This is a genomic window from Methanosarcina hadiensis, assembly GCF_046529725.1.
Taxonomy (GTDB): Archaea; Halobacteriota; Methanosarcinia; order Methanosarcinales; family Methanosarcinaceae; genus Methanosarcina; species Methanosarcina hadiensis.
The window spans coordinates 3,540,183-3,556,553 of record NZ_CP136241.1; the positions used below are offsets into that span (position 1 = coordinate 3,540,183).

Genomic DNA, 16,371 nt, shown 5'->3' on the forward strand with positions numbered 1-16,371 from the left:
CAGCCTTAAAATTAATCAGGCGGTTGCATAAAACTCTTTAACCTCATTAATTATTTTCTGCACATCGTCTCCGGATATAGCAGGATGTACTGGAATGGAGAGGACCTCTTCCGCTGCTTTTTCCGAGATAGGCAGGGAGTCTCTGTACCCAAGTTCGATATAGTAGGGTTGTTTGTGGATAGGTATAGGGTAATGAACTCCCGTACCTATACCCTTTTCCTTCAGGAAATCTGCCAGTTTGTCTCTCTTTTTAGCCCTTATTGTATACTGATGGAATACATGAGTGCTGCCGGGTTTTGTTGCCGGAAGCACAATCCCTGAAACGCCTTTTAATCCGGCTGAGAGCATAGATGCATTTTTCTGCCTGGCAGCATTGAATCCATCCAGTTTTTCGAGCTGAACAAGCCCGATTGCGGCTGCAATATCAGTCATGCGCAGGTTAAAACCAAGCATTTCATGCAAATAGCGAACTTTAGAGCCATGAGCCCTTATCATCTTTGATTTTTCTGCAATTTCCCTGTCATCGGTTGTAATTATTCCGCCTTCGCTTGTTGTCATATTTTTAGTAGGATAGAAACTGAATGCCCCTGTCCCGAAACTGCCTACCTTTTTTCCGTGGCATTCCGCACCATGCGCCTGGCAGGCATCTTCGATCACGACAAGTTTATGGTCTTCAGCGATTTCCATTATGGCTTTCATATCTGCAGACTGTCCGTAAAGGTGAACAGGAATAATGGCTTTTGTTTTTGAAGTGATTTTTTCCTGAATCCTCTCCGGATCTATATTATACGTATCCGGGTTAATATCTGCAAAAACAGGTTTTGCCCCGGTATAAAGGATGGTGTTTGCAGTGGCAATAAATGAGAAAGAACTTGTAATTACTTCAGCTTCTTTTCCAATGTTATGGGCAAGAAGTGCAATGTGCAGGGCTGCAGTGCCGGAGTTTACAGCAGCTGCATATTCGCAGCCTGTGTGCTCAGAAAACGCAAGTTCAAATTCTTCTACTTTAGGTCCCTGTGCAATCATGCCTGAACTCAGGACCTTCGTTACTGCATCAATCTCTTCCTTGCCCAGCAGGGGCTTGGCGATTGGGATCATTTTTGGACCTCTTATTAATCACAATGATTATTCTGTTTATTTCGGTTTGGTTTTTAATGGGTTTATATCCTGTTCAACTTTTTAAGATCTTCCGGGAGTTCGTTTATTCTGGCAGGAACTCCGATTGCCAGTTTCCATGGAGGGACATCTTTTGTTACAAGAGCTCCCCCAGCAACCATTGCTCCCTCTCCAATTTCTACTCCGGGAAGCAGAGTCGCGTTCGCACCGACGGATGCTCCTTTTCTCAAAACAGGGCCCTTAAGTTCGTACTTTTTACGGATTGGGTATTTATCGTTGGCAAGAACAGCACATGGCCCGATAAATACATTGTCTTCAATAACCACATTCGTTGGAATGTACACATTCCCCTGAATGCTGACATTATTTCCTATCTTCACGTTTCCGTCTACGATAACATTTGTTCCGATAAGTACATTGTCCCCTATCTGTGTATTTTCTCTTATCATCACATTATGTCCGGTTTTGAAGTTTCTTCCGGTTTGGACACCGGAGAAAATAGTAGAGCCTGCTCTAATCATAGAATTTGGGCCTATAGTGCAGCCTGGAAAGTCGAAGTCCTCTATTTCTATATTCTTTTTTAGAATCTCCATGAGAACTTTGTGTTCCGGATACCCCAGTATCACTCTCTCCAAAACCACCGTATCTTTTCCAATTACAGAATTACCATAAATCTTAGAAGAATCATGGATTTTGAATTGTTTTGAATTCATATCGTTCCCCTTTTCATATACATTATTTCACTGATATATTTCGAACGGGATCAAAAACATTTTGTGTTTTTTAAACTAAAGTTATGTATTTGTTTTTCTGTTCCGGAATATCTGTTATTTATGCTCCAGCCTATCCAGGACAATATTTTCCCTGTAACTCACTCCCTTTTACTCTCTAACTATACGAATTTTTAGTCTGAATACACTTTATAATTATTTAACTAATTTGGTTTATTTTCTATTTACTACTTTCTTTATTTTTAAAAGATCGATGCAATTTGTAGCATGGGTCGTAATTTAAATATCTTGAGCACTTATCCATTTATCTCTCTTAATATTTTTATTTATAGATATTTACGTTTATGTTTTGACCCATATACAATACTTTTCTATGCCAAACCTCTACAGTAGTAATTTTATATGATAGTTCTCCGATATAAACTATCTTCTCTCGCTCAAAAATCATCTTAAGCCCTTCCCCTGGTAAGATTATGTTCAGCCTGAAATGGGAAATTTATGATATGCATTTAATTAATGCATATTTTCTGCTTTCTGGAGGAATAGTACAGTATTTTTAACAGTATTAAAGGGTTATATATTCTTAGACTTAATATCTATTCAAAAAAAGGAGTCATATCCTTTATATTCTATATTTATAAACTGATCTTTATTCTCGTCAAAAATAAGATTTTGTTCCTTTTTTTCTATCACGTTATCTGTCAGGTTATTTGTCAGGTTATTTGTCAAATTATTTGTCAAGTTATTTGTCAAGTTATTTGTGTACCTTCTTTTTCTTTTAAGCTTTCATTTTACCTTTACCGTAAATACAATCTTTCGGCAGAATGAGAAGCTTCCTGGGAAAAACCTGAAAAAAATAGATTTCTAAAAATAAATTCAGAAGAGATGGGGGATAACCCCAAAGAGGAATACATTTGTGAAGCCGTGAATCATTGTGACCAGGGGAAGGCTTCGAGTTTTATAGAACATATATCCTATAATAAAACCCATCAGGAATGCGTAGAATATTTCAATCACATTCCCATACCCTGAATGCATTAATCCGAACACGACGCTTGTAACAATTACTCCTCCGCGGCTTCCGAGAAACATTTCGAGCCTGTTCTGCAGAATGGACCTGAAAATGATCTCTTCAACAAGGCCTACTAAGAAAACCATTACAAGTATAAGGATCAGAAGGGGAATTATCGAAAGATCTGGAATCAGATAGTTTGTCTCAATTATAAGATATTCCCCTAGTCCAAGAAGGAGACCCATAATTATTGAGAGTGGAATGTAGACCCACATTCTTTTGAAGGTTATTCCAAGCTGCTCACGGGTAAATCCCTGGTTCGTGAGTGCAATGGTTACCGGAATCGTGAGGAGCCCGTAGATAAAAACAAAAGAGTAAATGGTTATCTCATAAAACGCCGGCATTGAGAGATTTACCAGCCTGAGAACCGGCAGCAGGATAAATGCCTGGTAAGTCTTCTGGATCTCCTCATTTTTTATATACAGCATGGAAAGAGAAAGTCCAAAAAGGAGAACCGCATGTACCTCCATGGCTTCTATAACTCTTCCGGAGTATATCATAAATTCCGCAATAGCTATTACCAGAACCGGAAACATAAGGTAAAACCCTTTGCTTCTTAGTTCAGGCTCTGATATTGACCTGTTTTCAGGCACATACATTTCCCGGTATTCAGGCGTTCTTATTTCCTTATTCTCACTTATTTCCATTTTCAGGCCTCCCCGGTAACGTTTATCCAGAGGCGCAGATCCTCGTAAGGCACTTCCTTTTCGGTGTCATTGAAAAGCAGGAACTGAAGCTCCATATTTTTTCCTTCAATAGGAGGAGTTATCTCAAGCGGTTCTTCCAGAGTCATATTGTCTTCGAGCCGTATATGCCTCAGGTTCTCAGGCAGCGCCAATGATTTATTTTTGAGTCTGACGTCCAGCGTATAGTCTACCGTTCTTAGTTCATGATTTGTAATCCCAATAACTACTGTCCCGCTTTCTCCCTGTATATACTCTGTTGTATAATTATCAGCTTGCCCTTCTGACCCGAGAATGTAAAATTCCGTAAACGGCTCATGTTGATGGGGAATTATTGTTACGTAAGCAACAGATCCTACCAGGGCCAGAACGGAAATTGCCAGAACGATATTCAGGGTTTTTTCTGCAGGAGATTCTTGCTTTCCCAGGGTTTCAATTAATAATGAACGGGCATAGGTTCCGAGAGGAACCTCGAAAATATCATCTTCCGGAAGCCGTAGCCTGCGCACATATGCTGCTGCACATGCCAGGAGAGTGAACGCAGAGAGGCTTACAAGAAGAGGCATTTCCCTTATCCCGAATGAGGTACTACTGAGTACAAGTCCTATAAGAGGCACGATTGCGATACTTGTTCCTGCAGAAAGTGCTGCCCTCTCAATTCCTTCCAGTCCCTGTTTTGTTGGAAATAATAAGGCTATAAGAGCATACCCTGGAAGAAATAATATCAACGGCAGGCTAAGGACTGTCCGAATAAAACTCTCACTGAGCACAGGAATAAGTGCGAAAATATCTATAAGAATTACAAGACCCACTACAAAGAACAGGTCAGATGGAAACTTCCTGTTTCCGGCCATATGACTCCTCATAAAATGGTTTTAATGTTTTTCTGCTTTCCAGTTTATTTCTTTTATCAGACTGTTTCTGCCATTTAAGGTTGATCTTCAGTATTTTGATGACCTTTCAGGCATTTTCCGGCTGGTCTGCTGTAATCTTCCATTAAGAAGAGTTTAGGACCAGAAATTCAATTCAAAAACTTTATTTTTAGATAGTAAAGCTTACTTTGCGAATAATCCATATTATTTCAATAATGATGTAATTTGAGTAGATCAAATTCTCTTTTTGTATAAAATATCTTTCCTTTTTCCTGTTTGTTATTATATAAATATGCTTATTCTCTGTAACCTTTTTGAGAAGTTATATACCTGGATTAAGTTTAAAGGTTACTTTATAATGACTTTTAACCAGCATTTTAATTTATATTTTTATGTTGCATTGTTTTAAAGAAAACACTGTTAAATTTGTTTCCTTTATAAAATTTTATATTCATATAATTGAAACTGTAATTTTTTTCGTGCTTTTAAAGACGTTTTATGACTAATAAACCTTTTAATCGGGATTAAATTTTTTCGCTATCTAGATCACTGATAAACTATTTTTCGTGTCTAAATGTTTATATAGCTCATATATTAAAACAAATACTTGTCTTATTCAGATCTATGAGTTGCCTGCAGAACATCTTTCGTTTCCCTAATAGGAGGATAAAAATCTCCAGCAATGCATTTGCACCTGTATTTGCAGGCGATCCCTGAAAACCCTTGAAAATTTATAAAACACGTGCTCTAAAAAATGTATTTACTGTATATGAAATCTCGTGGATTTCTCTATGGAAAGGCAACTGTAGAAACATTTTAATTCTTTGATATAAGAGGTAGTTGATTATACATGACCATTACTATTGCAGCCATGCCTGCGTATAACGAAGCCCATTCCATTGGCGATGTAATTAAGGGCTGCAGAAAATACGTAGACCGAGTTGTGGTTGTGGATGATGGAAGTACTGATAATACTGTCGATATCGCTGAATCCCTTGGTGCTTATGTGGTGCGCCATGAAGTCAACCAGGGCTATGGAGCAGCCCTTAGAAACTGCTTTGAAACTGCCCGCAACCTTGGTGCAGGCGCTATGGTTATAATCGATTCCGACGGTCAGCATGATCCTTCTGAAATTCCCAAACTTCTTGAGCCTTTAAAGGATGGTTTTGATCTCGTTATTGGCTCACGTTTCGTCAACGGTAACGGGAAAAACGTTCCTATTTACCGTAAATTTGGAATGAAAGTACTTGATATTGCAACTTACATTGCAGGCGGCCTGCATGTCACTGATTCTCAAAGTGGTTTTCGCGCGTATGGCAGGAAAGCTATTGAGAATATCAATCTTTACGGCACAGACATGTCTGCAGGTTCTGAAATTCTTATCCAGGCAAGAGATCACAAACTTAAATTTACTGAAGTAGAGATCCATTGCAGATACGATCTTGAAGACTGCTCGAGTGAGCATCCTTTCATTCATGGTCCGCGCGTCCTGTTTCAACTTTTAAAAGACATGGAATACAGACGCCCCCTGTATTATTTTGCTGTCCCTGGCCTCATCATGGCATCCACAGGCTTTCTTATGGGTCTTAAGTTTGTTCAGGATTACATCTTTGGAGGTCATCTGCGTTTCGGACCAACACTCCTTATGGTTATGCTGACAATCATAGGAGCTTTCATGATATTTACAGGGATTATACTGCATGCAATCTCAAGAATGATATTTTTAAATGAACAGAGCCGAAGACAACAAAATTAAAATGGTTAATTTAAGAACAGTCCAGTAATATAAAATTCAGGTTAGCTAGGTTTCTTAAAAATAACCCTCCAGTTACTTTTTGAAGAATGGAGGCTTTTCTGTAATAAGATTCCTGAGTAAAAAACAGAGAGAGAATTGGTTTTAAAGCTCAGGAATTAAAAGCGTTTTTCACAAAAACCTTAACTATGGACCCTGGACTCCCAGAAGTTGCAGATATTTTCTCCACTCGTTAACCAGGCATTCTTTTCAGAACAATATTTAAGCAGATTTTCATAGAATTTCAGATTTTCTCCCTGCATCTGTGTATTGTGCCAGAGAATTGTTATCACTCCTTTATACTTTTCCACAGTATCAATAAGCTGCTTTGCAAGCCTCCAGGCATTTTCGAGGTCAAGTCTCATATAACTTCCAAGAGTACGGTCCATGATTGTCAGAGGGATTTCAAGAATGCCGATTTTTTCTCCCGTTTCAAAGTTATAGGGCCTGAAGGGGTGACACATACCGTTCCTGAACCCGGGGCAGTCAGGGTATCCAAATGTGCTGTCATATTTGAAGCCTGCTTTGCTTAATAATTCCCAGGTGTTTGGGACCCTGAACCTCAAGAAATGGTTTCGATATCCGATTACTTCTTTTCCCAGGACTTTTTCTAGCCTGCGTTTTTTCTCCCGGAGATCTTCAAAGCTGTTATAAGACTCATGCCCTCCATGCAGACCTACTTCCCAGCCACTGTCGGAAATTAAACGGAGTACAGGTTCAAGGTCCTCAATTCTGTAATTAAAGTCCTGCTCGCCAGGGTTCAGAGCCAAAAAATAAAAGCTGGACTTCGCCCCATATTTTGCTTCCAGATCCATTATTTGCCTGAAGTTCCAGCATGAGTTCCAGGGCCTGTAAATTCTCGAAAAAGGAATTTTAAATGCGTCAGAGAACTTTCTCTCCAGTATAGCTCTGGCAGACGGTACTATTCTGTCAGGGTATATAACATCAATATCATGGGTAAGACATACTGCGAAATTTTTATTTTCAGGATATTCCAGCTCAAGGTTATTACCTATTAAAAACTGGGAAATAGTCGGCTCAAAAATATTCCTGTGCTTGCTAAGATAATAAGGGAATCGGCCGTATTTGTCGGTAAATGGGGAATTGTATTCTTCTTTTTTGGTATAGAGGTCCCAGAGGTCTTCCCTTTTTTTAATTATTTCAACATTTCCCTCCAGTTGATTGCAGCAGTTAATAAGATCATAGTTTTCCATTTTTTAAACCTACCTGAAAAGCAGGATTCTGTGCAGCTTATTACAATCTTTTGCCGGGTTTCACAGAAAATTTGCTTCTATTGTAATATAATCGGTAACGGACATTGTAGATGCTTCTTTTTTATTCAGGCGTTATTTCTTAGTCACTGGACAGGATCAGGACATTATTATTACCATTTTTCTGCCTGGAACTGTGCCAATTGCTTTTTATTAGTTTTTAGTTTCCTCTCGTAGTTAAAATATTTCATTATTAATAAATTGAGATTTTATGTTTGTAATTAATAATTTATTTAGTATCCATACCTTTATGATTTGCATTCTTCTGTAAATGTTTTTTCTTGAAACCATATATTTCTTTTCATTTATTAATTTCCTAAGAGATATTCTAAAGTCTAAATGGGAGTAATAGGGCTCTATTTACCCATGGGAGCTATTATGTGCTTATATAAAGGTTAATTATTGCCCAAAATGCCTGTTTTTTAAAAAAAGCGCATTCCAGATAGTTATCTGGTGATAAGGCTGGGCTCTTTAGTTCAACTTTTATACCAGTTCAAAAAAACGTTACTATCTTTAAATTTTTTAAAATAAGGAGTATGGAGTTCTGATCGTCCTACAAAAAAATTTAAAGTAAGTTATACGACTTTTCGGGCCGGCTTCAGGCTATTCAATTAATTAAGGGCTCTTCAGCCTCTTTGTGTATGAGATTGTAAAAACTCTCATTAAGAGGCATTTTTACTGTAGCGGCTTACAGAGTAATAAGGTTCGGGCTCAAAAGGCTCAAGATCAGGAGAAAAGCTAATGATAAAATCGGCAGATTCAGGAGTGTTTGCTTTCATAACGTTTATGTATTCGAAATTGCTGGACTTCAGGGCAAGAAACTCATTGTAACATAGAAGAGCACTTGAGCCCGCCCTGCTAAAAACCGGATTCAGGACTTAAGACCGGATGACAGTGAATTTCTTATCATTGAGGTTAGATGGGCTGCGGCTGCTTCTCTTTCAGGAATTTCCGAAACGAACATATGGTCGCATCTTCTTCTGGATTAGTATTGGATACCCTTTCGAAAGACTCCCCTGGACCCTCCGGTTCCAGACTCTGTATTTTGCAGGAGCGTACTTAATTCCTATTTAATCAAGGAATTTTACTTTTTTCAATAGGAATTAAGCTGGATAATAGTTTCTCTAACAGTATTCCTGAAAAAAATACGTTTTTATTTCCAAATTAATATTTAATGAATATATTAAAAAATAATATATGCTATTGAAAGAAAGTTGTAATTATTTTTATGAAGACAAAAAGTGAAACTCTTTTTATTCCACTAAAATGGATCCAATAGAGTTTCGTATCTCAATAGTAAACGTTTTTGATTTGAAGTAGTTCAGGTAAATTCTTACAACGGGAAGTATTCTATCCCTTCAGGAAGCCAGAGATATTTATGAATACTGTCCTTCTAAGTACCTCTTCTTCTGCAAAATTTTTAATGCAGTTAAAGAATTGAAAGAGAGAAATTTCGTCAATTTCGATCAATAGATCCCTTTAAAGTTTCCGTAGCCTGCAGAAAAGAATGTTTTCTCTTTACATAATTGCTGGAACTTAAATACGTAAGCTTTTTGTACCATCTACAATCAATGCTTAACACTTATGTACCGTATGCAGGATGGGTTTAGAAAAACTGAAAAGCAGATAAAATCTAATGATCCGTATAAAGATTAAAACCATGAAATATCTAAAAATATATTAATCCACTCATGAAATTTTACCGGTAATATTGCTTGAGAAAATTGTTCAAGTTGAAGGGGTTAATATCAAAGGTATAGGGATATTAAATGGATGGAAAATATCTGAAACACGTATACGAAGACAGGAAGAAGATAGGAGTTTTTATTACAATCCTCATCTTTTTTTTTACAACAGGAACAGTTGCCCCTTCCGACTCTCCGCGTGATATGACAGTTTATGTAGCAGGAGATGGAGGTGGAGATTTCAACTGTGATGGGATTGATGATCAGATAGAGATCAATAAAGCCCTCGCATATGTGGCAGAAAATCCGGAATTCACCACCGTTTATTTGAAAGGCCCCAACACTTACGTGATCTCAGACAGTATTTTTATAGGAGGCAATACGACCCTTAAAGGGGACCCCACAGCCGTGGTAAAGCTTGAGGATAAAGCAGATTGGCCTCACCAGAAGCCACTGATAACCCAGATGAATAGTTCCGGTTCCCGGAACATTACTATAACCGGCTTTGAGATCGATGGTAACTATGAAGGGAATATTGAAAAAAAGAGAGGAGACGGATACTACAATTTAATCCATTTCTTCAAATGTGACAATATAAGTATTTATAATATGTATATGCATGACAGCCACGGAGACGGGCTGAAAATAAAAGACAGCAAAAACATAAAATTCCATGACAACCGGATTTACAAGCTTGGCCACGACGGCCTTTATGCAATCGAATGCCAGAATATAGAAGCATGGAATAATAACATAAGGTGTAAAACAAATTCTGCACTGAGGATCTGGAATTCAAACCATGTAAAATTCCATGATAACACTATATACACCGAATTCGAGGACGATGCAGGCGGTCCCGGGATTCAGATACAGTATATCAGAGCATCAAGGGCTCAGCCGATGAATGATATTGAAGTTTATAATAATACAATCTACGATACGTATGGCCCAGGGATCTGGCTTATAGCATTTGGCGAGCCATACGCAAAAAATGAGGCACAGAATGTCCACATACACCACAACATATTCTATGGCTGTGGCACGCATCGAACTTATGATTGGCTTGGCGGCATAGTAACAAGCGGGTTTTATGACACTCTCATAGAAAACAACGTTTTTGATGGCAATTACAATGCTGCTGTTGTGTATACATATCCAACCGGCCCGCGTTATAACATTGACTTTACTCCAGAAGGTACGGATGGGAATTATACGACTATAGTTCGTAACAATATTATAACAAATACTTTAAAACGCAAGTACAGCCCGGAAGGGACGGGTTATGGAATTATTGATAATTTCCCTGAAACCCACAACTTTGTGCTGGAAAATAACTGCGTGTATAAAAACAAGGGAGGGAGCTATAAAAATGCGATTTCGGAAAGCGATATTCATGAGAACCCCCTCTTCGCAGACAGGAAAAACCATGATTACCACCTGAAATCCTCGGCTGGGAGGTGGAATGGTAAGGCATGGGTAAATGACAGGGTGAGTTCTCCCTGCATTGATGCCGGATATCCTTCTTCCGATTATTCAAATGAGCCGGAAGACAATGGGGACCGGATAAACATTGGAAGGTACGGAAACACCGAATACGCCTCAATATCTCCGGCAGCAACCGAATACGAATTCCAGAGGAAACAAACGGTCTTAACTGCATGGAGAGTATTCAAAACAATAATGAGGGGATTCTTACTGATCCTTCCTTAAAATTCTACCTTAAAAATCCTTAAAATTCCACCTTAAAAATCCATGGATTTCTGCCAAAATCCTTAAATTTAATTTTTTCCTGAAGCCCCAATCCGGAATGCTGCGAAAAAGCATATTCATTTCATAGAACTTTTCGAAAGGTTCGGGATTAAATATACGCCTGTGCATGATAACAGAGAAATCTTTCTCATATTGCGTGGAAGGGAAACTAAAAAACAGAGGTTACAGAAAACCTTCAGATTATATAGCAACCTTAATAAAAAATGAAAACCTTCAGGTCACGTGGATTCGTTGAGAAACCAATGCATAACCATTACCTGATGTCCTTAAATTTCAAAATGGAAAAGAAAGTATGTCAAACTTTGTCACTAATGTATTGAAGATAATTTCAGGAAGCGTGATTGCACAGGCTCTGAGTATACTTCTCATTCCTGTAATCACCAGGATTTACAGCCCAAATGATTTTGGGATTTTTCAGTTAATTCTCTCAATATCAGGCATCCTTGCAATAGTATCTACTTTTTCATACCAGTTATCAATCATGCTCCCTAAAGAAGACGAAGACTCGATAAATATCGTAATTCTCTGTATCATTCTTGTAACTCTTACATCTTTATTTACAGGCATAGTGGTATTATTTCTTCCAGAAAATATTGATGAGATCCTGAATGCACCCGGTGCTTCAAGATATTTAATTTACCTTCCAATAATAGTCTTTCTTAACGGCCTGTTTTTCGTACAGAATTACTGGCTTTCAAGAAAAATCCGTTTTGGAGTCATAGCCGGAGCCAGAGTTTCTAATACTTTATTAGGGAAAGTGTTTCAGATAGGGCTGGCAAAATGGATCGTATCTCCCGTAAGCCTGCTCCTGGGAGTTATTGCGGGATACATATTTGCAGATATTTTGATGCTCAAGGGCATAAAAAATGATATTAAAGTTTTAAGGAAAGTCTCTCTCCTGAGGATCAAAGAACTTGCCATTCAGTATAAAAACTTCCCATTGTTCAGTTCCTGGTCCATGATTGCAAATACAATCTCTCCACAGGTACCTACTTTTATGCTCGCACTTTTTTACGGGACAACGGTCGTAGGGCACTATTCACTTGCATATCAGGTGGTTAACATGCCAATGACGATCGTCGGCAATGCTATTGGACAGGTTTTCTTCCAGAAAGTCAGCGAGGTTAAAAACGGAAATCTGGAGGAAGATATGAAAACCGTTGTGGAAGAAGTCTATAAAAAACTGATCTCAATCGGAATATTCCCTATGATACTCCTGATGATCATAGGAGAGCAGGTATTCACATTTGCCTTCGGTGAAAGCTGGTCTGTCTCAGGTACATATATGAAGATCCTTTTGCCCTGGATATTCCTGGTCTTCCTGTCCTTGCCTATTTCAACCCTGTACAATATATACGATAAACAGTCTGTCTGGCTTACTTTCAGTATAATTCTCTTAATCTCGAGGATAGCAGCACTGTACATAGGAGGGACCTATGGGGGGCCAGAGTTTGCCCTTGGCTTTTTTAGTCTTACCGGAGTCATATTCTGGCTCTGGAACAATGAATATCTGCTGAACCTGGTAGGTATTGACAAGAAAGAAAGCTTTGGAATCCTCATAAAGTACATGTTGATCAGTCTTGTTATTGCAGCTCCGTTAATTATGCTGCAAGCGCTCACCTCAAACTTTTATATTATGCTCATTGTAGTGGCGATAATAACGCCGATCTATTACGGAGTAACTTTTCATGAAGACCCCATGTTTAGAAAAGTAGTTTTGAGCTTTTTAGTTAGCGCGAAAAAAAGAATCTGAGAATAATTTAATTTCCAATAAGGCTGAAAAACAATGTCCGGAAAAAACTTGAAGAAAGAAGAAAGAAGAATTTTTTTGCATCTATAGACGCAAAAAATTATTCAAAGGAATTCAAAAAGATTCAAAAAATTCAAAAAAATTCAAAGGGATTTAAAAAATTCAAAGGAATTCGAAGAGATTCAAAAAAATTCAAAAGAATTCAAAAGAATTCAGAAGAATAGCACAAAATTGAAAAGCAAAGTTGCACAGAAGGAAAACAACAAGGGAATGATCCCCATATCCAGAGAAACTTTTACAGCACTGTCCCAGTTTTTTGAAGTTGGCAGAAAGTCCTTTAAGAAAAGAAGTAAAAGTAAGGTTGCCGCTGCGACTGAAGCACCTTCAGGAACACCTGGCACGGACATCATTGAGAATGTACCCGATGAAACGGAACTTGATGGAACTAAACTCGTTAACGTGGTTAAAACTCCTTGATTTCATTGGTATTAGAAAGCAAATACACAATAAGGTATAAATATTCTCCTTCTTCTGCCTCTTAACAGAGGAAAAAAGTTGAGATTCAAATACTCAAAAAAAAGCTAAAAAATACAGGGCAAAGAAACTGAAAATACTGTAACTGATAGAGAAAATTCGGCGGATCTGGCTGGTGGAAGCCTCCTGGACTACTGGCGATTTGCACCCGGAAGGCAGCAATCTATCCCGGCGGCTTCCAGTCTTATTACAATTAGCATTTTTACTCTCCAGGTAACCGGTTTATTCATCAGGATTTTCGCGCTTCATCTACACTATTAATTCGGATATCGAAGGAATCCAGATATTGAAAGCGGGTAAGGCAGGCGAACATGTAATTTCCAGGTTTGGTTTGCTTATTATCGATTCTCCATTTAATTTCTTCATTTAATCAATCAATATTACTTACGTTACCTCATAGCATTGCACTATTTTTATTCTATTTCTAATATTTATATATTAAGGAAGAAATGCGAAAAATAATACATAAAATATAAATAGGCTCTCTTTAACATATTAGTGTAAAATTCGCCTTATAGAGGGGAAATTTACTCTAAAATTTTCATATTTAAAAGGAAAAATCGTATAAATATTGGAATTATCAGCATACGTAAAGTTATAAACACAGATAGTTGTAAGCGAGAAATCCGGAATAAGGAGATCTGAAATCTTGAACCCTGAAGGAGTTACTTTCGTGAGATTATTTTCTACTTATCTTCAGGCTTCGGGAAGCAGAAAAAAGCTGAAGCTCCTTCTTTATCTTCCTTTATTCATATCTTTGATCGCACTTCCCGTAACTGCCGCAGCAAATAACTGGGAATTGGTTCCAGAAAATCCGGTAGTTGGAGACATGGTGGAGATCAGAGGGGCAAACTTCACAGGAGAGACGGCAGACGTGCTGGTATCCTTTGAAAAGGAAGTTCGGGTTTCAGAAGGCAGATATGAGTATTTACTTGAAAATGTAGAAATCTCTCCGGGGTTCAAGAACAGTTTTAAGGTCGAGGCAAAAGGAGCCGATGACCTGAACGTAAGGGTAAAGATGGTCCTGTGGGTGAGCAGAAGTGCAAAGGCAGAAGGAGGAGTAGCGGCCGTTTCACAGTCTTACGTCCCTCCGGGAACTTATCAGATAAGAATTGACGGAAAGTCAAACGCCTCTTTTGTCAAACTTAAAATCACAGGTCTGCAGCAAGTAAAAGTCGAATCAGGAAAGCTCAGCTACAAGTATAACACAGAATCAATACCATCAGGCGGTTTTGAAATAAAAGTAAGGAACGTTACAAAGCATATAACCCTCCAGCCAGCAGAAAATCAGACTTCAAACATAACAGAATCAGGTAAGAAAGAGAACTCAAACAGGGGCTTTTCCGGGAATTGGAAAGTCAGGGATATGTTAATTGGCTTAACAGGACTCGTATTGCTCCTTCTTTATCTGAGGACAAAAAAAGATCGAGGTTAAAAAGTTCCTGAGGGGAAAAGTTTTCAAATCCGGGAAATAGTAGTAACAGGCATTCAAATAAATATAAGTAAGTTGTATAATACTGAACCAGAAAATTACAGCTAAAACCCTGAGAAAAGAAAAAACTGAGACCAAAAAAGGAAAGCAGTAATTGAGGGGTGCTATAATTGAGAAAGAAGACAGGATTGTATAAAGGAATTCCCAGCAGGGTATTTAGATTAACCCTGACAGTTTTGACTCTTATTTTTTTACTTACTTCAATTTCAACGGCATTCTCCGAAGAAGAGCCATGGATTGCAGTTATAGAGAAAAATGGAAACAGCGTGTATTTTGCAGACCACAATGAAAACCTTACTGAAGGAGGTTGGATCCTTCTCAGCGGAGGAAATGAGATTCAACTCCCCAGGCCTTTTAATATCACATATAACGGGACAGACAACTTTACAAGCTCGGGAGCAGAACTTGAACTAAAATCAGATGCATCCGGGAATAATACTGAAATAACTCTTACATATCCTTATACTACTCATCCTTTTTACACTAACAAAGACAAGATAAAAATGGATTATAAGGGTCCTGAGGTTTTCGGGCGGCAGAAGGTTAGTATCTACCTGGTTGACGGGCTTGACCTGTACTCCCTTGATGAAGCTTTCAGGAATGTAAGGGATGAAAACTCGGTGAGCTTTAAGGATGTCTTTGACAACAGCACAAATTCTACAACCCTGGTAACCAGCGTGGCCCTGGATAAAAATGGAGATCTCCCTTCATCCCTTACTCTTGACCCCCTCTCAGCTGGCAGTTATGGAATACTTGTAATGCTTGAAGGCGATGAAAATGAAAAGTCCAGGTCAGAGAGGAAAGTCCTTTCAGCGACCTGTTTTGAAGTCCTTGAGTATGAACTGAAAATAAAATCTCCTAACAAACTTGAAGAGCATAACAACCTTGATATCGATCTGGACCTGAAGAAAGTTCCGACTGGTAACTATACATATGGTGCCCTGCTGATAAGAGAAGATGCCTATCGCGCAGAAATGAATGTGAGTTCGAATGGAACAATAGCAGGAAGCAGCATGTTTGTGAATGGGATAGATATCATTAATGAATTCGATATTAACTCAACAAACTACAGGTCAAAACTCAACAAAGATGAGCTCACTACCGAAATACAGACCTTAATAGGAGAAGGAAACGGTACTATAAGTATAGGGGAAGAAAATCAGAAAAGCCTTTCTCTGACAACTTTTGATCTTCCTCCTGGAGACTATCTTCTTTTTGCTGGTGCCTACGAAAAAGGCAAAGGCTTAATCGGCATATCCCAGGAAGAAATATCCATCGGCAAAGTCAAAAAAACAACAGGATCAAACAAAAATCAAGAATCAAATGTCAATCTCCCTGTAGAGAATCAGAATCCTTCCAAACCTCAGAGCGCATCCATGCTTGATGCCCCGGGTTTACCGGGTTTAGAGGATCTTGAACCTCAAATGAGAGGAGAAATACTTAAGGCGACAGAGGTTATAAAAAACCCTCCCAAACTGGCTTCTTTCCTCGCGGGTTTCATAGCGACACTTCTTATAGGGATTATAGTAATGAAGAGAAGACAGTAATAAGGAGAGAAGAAGAGAAGAAGAAAAATTTCAGGGCCGAAGGGTTGATGAAAAGG

Annotated in this window: 11 protein-coding genes; 6 read left to right on the forward strand and 5 right to left on the reverse strand. The window is 38.4% G+C overall.

Annotation, left to right across the window (positions count from 1 at the left end; translation table 11 throughout):
- Positions 1-15: 15 nt before the first annotated feature.
- From RSJ42_RS15175 to RSJ42_RS15190, 4 genes are all read right to left on the reverse strand, one after another.
- A complete protein-coding gene (locus RSJ42_RS15175) occupies positions 16-1,098 on the reverse strand; it encodes a DegT/DnrJ/EryC1/StrS family aminotransferase (RefSeq protein WP_410508098.1) in 1,083 nt (360 codons plus the stop codon).
- A gap of 62 nt (positions 1,099-1,160) precedes the next feature.
- The gene (locus RSJ42_RS15180) at positions 1,161-1,829 is read right to left on the reverse strand and encodes an acyltransferase (RefSeq protein ID WP_410508099.1); all 669 of its coding nucleotides are present in this window, start codon (positions 1,827-1,829) and stop codon (positions 1,161-1,163) included.
- Between the two features lie 894 nt (positions 1,830-2,723).
- Positions 2,724-3,566: a CPBP family intramembrane glutamic endopeptidase gene (locus tag RSJ42_RS15185; protein WP_410508100.1), complete on the reverse strand. Its 843-nt coding sequence runs from the start codon at positions 3,564-3,566 to the stop codon at positions 2,724-2,726.
- Positions 3,567-3,568: 2 nt separating this feature from the next.
- Positions 3,569-4,456 carry a DUF1616 domain-containing protein gene (locus tag RSJ42_RS15190; protein ID WP_410508101.1) on the reverse strand — a complete coding sequence of 296 codons (888 nt, stop codon included), beginning with the start codon at positions 4,454-4,456 and terminating at the stop codon, positions 3,569-3,571.
- Positions 4,457-5,324: 868 nt separating this feature from the next.
- On the opposite strand from RSJ42_RS15190, the gene RSJ42_RS15195 reads away from it, so the two are divergent.
- Positions 5,325-6,230 (forward strand): glycosyltransferase family 2 protein, encoded by a 906-nt coding sequence (locus tag RSJ42_RS15195; protein WP_410508102.1) that lies wholly within the window; start codon positions 5,325-5,327, stop codon positions 6,228-6,230.
- 179 nt (positions 6,231-6,409) lie between these two features.
- Here RSJ42_RS15195 and RSJ42_RS15200 read toward each other — a convergent pair whose 3' ends face one another.
- A complete protein-coding gene (locus RSJ42_RS15200) occupies positions 6,410-7,480 on the reverse strand; it encodes a polysaccharide deacetylase family protein (RefSeq protein ID WP_410508103.1) in 1,071 nt (356 codons plus the stop codon).
- A 1,826-nt stretch (positions 7,481-9,306) separates the two neighbouring features.
- Between RSJ42_RS15200 and RSJ42_RS15205 the strand changes: the two genes are divergently transcribed.
- From RSJ42_RS15205 to RSJ42_RS15225, 5 genes are all read left to right on the forward strand, one after another.
- Complete coding sequence (locus RSJ42_RS15205; protein ID WP_410508104.1) at positions 9,307-10,932, forward strand: right-handed parallel beta-helix repeat-containing protein; 1,626 nt, start codon at positions 9,307-9,309, stop codon at positions 10,930-10,932.
- Positions 10,933-11,284: 352 nt separating this feature from the next.
- Positions 11,285-12,745 carry an oligosaccharide flippase family protein gene (locus tag RSJ42_RS15210; RefSeq protein ID WP_410508105.1) on the forward strand — a complete coding sequence of 487 codons (1,461 nt, stop codon included), beginning with the start codon at positions 11,285-11,287 and terminating at the stop codon, positions 12,743-12,745.
- A 228-nt stretch (positions 12,746-12,973) separates the two neighbouring features.
- The gene (locus RSJ42_RS15215; RefSeq protein WP_410508106.1) at positions 12,974-13,219 is read left to right on the forward strand and encodes a hypothetical protein; all 246 of its coding nucleotides are present in this window, start codon (positions 12,974-12,976) and stop codon (positions 13,217-13,219) included.
- 706 nt (positions 13,220-13,925) lie between these two features.
- A complete protein-coding gene (locus RSJ42_RS15220) occupies positions 13,926-14,711 on the forward strand; it encodes a hypothetical protein (protein WP_410508107.1) in 786 nt (261 codons plus the stop codon).
- A gap of 167 nt (positions 14,712-14,878) precedes the next feature.
- A complete protein-coding gene (locus tag RSJ42_RS15225; RefSeq protein ID WP_410508108.1) occupies positions 14,879-16,315 on the forward strand; it encodes a TIGR04279 domain-containing protein in 1,437 nt (478 codons plus the stop codon).
- Positions 16,316-16,371 lie beyond the last annotated feature (56 nt).

What these genes read in the sequence shown, in the direction of transcription:
- RSJ42_RS15175 (WP_410508098.1), bottom strand. Translation starts at nt 1,098, where the DNA reads ATGATCCCAATCGCCAAGCCCCTGCTGGGCAAGGAAGAGATTGATGCA.
- RSJ42_RS15180 (WP_410508099.1), bottom strand. Translation starts at nt 1,829, where the DNA reads ATGAATTCAAAACAATTCAAAATCCATGATTCTTCTAAGATTTATGGT.
- RSJ42_RS15185 (WP_410508100.1), bottom strand. Translation starts at nt 3,566, where the DNA reads ATGGAAATAAGTGAGAATAAGGAAATAAGAACGCCTGAATACCGGGAA.
- RSJ42_RS15190 (WP_410508101.1), bottom strand. Translation starts at nt 4,456, where the DNA reads ATGGCCGGAAACAGGAAGTTTCCATCTGACCTGTTCTTTGTAGTGGGT.
- RSJ42_RS15195 (WP_410508102.1), top strand. Translation starts at nt 5,325, where the DNA reads ATGACCATTACTATTGCAGCCATGCCTGCGTATAACGAAGCCCATTCC.
- RSJ42_RS15200 (WP_410508103.1), bottom strand. Translation starts at nt 7,480, where the DNA reads ATGGAAAACTATGATCTTATTAACTGCTGCAATCAACTGGAGGGAAAT.
- RSJ42_RS15205 (WP_410508104.1), top strand. Translation starts at nt 9,307, where the DNA reads ATGGATGGAAAATATCTGAAACACGTATACGAAGACAGGAAGAAGATA.
- RSJ42_RS15210 (WP_410508105.1), top strand. Translation starts at nt 11,285, where the DNA reads ATGTCAAACTTTGTCACTAATGTATTGAAGATAATTTCAGGAAGCGTG.